This window comes from Jingyaoa shaoxingensis (genome assembly GCF_014385005.1).
In the GTDB taxonomy this organism is placed as follows: Bacteria; Bacillota; Clostridia; order Lachnospirales; family Lachnospiraceae; genus Marvinbryantia; species Marvinbryantia shaoxingensis.
Map to the genome: position 1 here is coordinate 1 of NZ_JACRSZ010000061.1, position 1,142 is coordinate 1,142.

Sequence of the window (1,142 nt, forward strand, 5' to 3'; positions counted from 1 at the left end):
GGATATTTATCTCCAAATGAATATGAGGAACAATATCTTAAAAATCTGGAAACGACTGTAGCAAGCTTAGCAAGTTAACAATTACATAAAAAGAGAAAATTGGTTGCATTTAATTTGTATTTTTTCTTGACATAGGACCAGGTGAGTATTGAGCACCGAAATCCTCTTAATCTAGGAAGCCGACCGAGTGGGTCTCTGGGAAGGCAACATGTGGGTTTATCGCTATGGTGAGATTTCACACATTCCTACGGTGTCGGAGACCTCATCATGTTATACATGGTCCTATGTCAAGATTTAGTACAAGTTAAAATGAGAAATTTCTCCCCATTTTAACCTGTCAGAAGCTCAGCCTCAGTGTGCATTCTTTCATACACTCGTTCGAATTCGTTTGGCAACATATAGTTGCAATGGCTATGAATTCGTTTCGTATTGTAGAAATCTTCCAGATATTCAAAAATCAACTGGTATGCCTGCTTATAATCGCGAATTTTAAAGCGATTGAGCCATTCACGTTTGATAATAGAATGAAAGGATTCAGTGCATGCATTATCCCACGGAAAAGCTTTCTTCGAATAACTGCGCTGCATATTTTCGGTTGCTTTTTTATATTCCTTTGCAACATATTGGCTGCCACGATCCTAATGGATAATTAATGGTTGATCGATATTTCGTAAGCGTCAAATAAAACAGTGTATAGAAAAATAACCGTCAGCCTTTTATACTAAAAGGTCAACGGTTATCGACAGAATTCTTTTACAAGAGGATTCCAAGGCAGATAATCATCCAGATATTCAGGATGTTCAAGAAAAGCACTCCCCGGCATGTCGGACAGGATATATTTTATATATTTCATCGGGGCAAGCCCATTCGCTTTCGCTGTCTCTACCAGTGTATAGATTCCTGCACTGGCTTCCGCCCCTTTCGGACTGCCGGAGAACAGCCAGTTCTTTCTGCCGATCACAAAGGGACGGATACAGTTTTCCGCAAGCGAATTACTGATGGAACAATTCCCATCTTCCAGATACAAGCTCCGGTTCGTGTGCATCAGGATCCGCACAGGTTTCGATTTCATTAAAAAGAGACATCTGCCCCTCGATTTCGAGAGTAGATGTCTTCTCGGATTTTGTTCCATAAAGTTTACG

General features: G+C 40.3%; 2 protein-coding genes and 1 pseudogene. All 3 read right to left on the minus strand.

What is annotated here, in order from left to right:
* Positions 1-329 precede the first annotated feature (329 nt).
* On the minus strand, positions 330-587 hold the full coding sequence (locus H8716_RS18010) for an integrase core domain-containing protein (protein ID WP_249310231.1): 258 nt from the start codon (positions 585-587) through the stop codon (positions 330-332).
* A 149-nt stretch (positions 588-736) separates the two neighbouring features.
* A pseudogene (locus H8716_RS17465) lies at positions 737-1,024 on the minus strand (IS66 family transposase); the annotation flags it as partial.
* The coding region (locus tag H8716_RS18120) for an IS66 family transposase (RefSeq protein WP_408610911.1) at positions 993-1,142 on the minus strand (150 nt) is incomplete at its 5' end. The gene H8716_RS18120 and the pseudogene H8716_RS17465, both read right to left, overlap by 32 nt.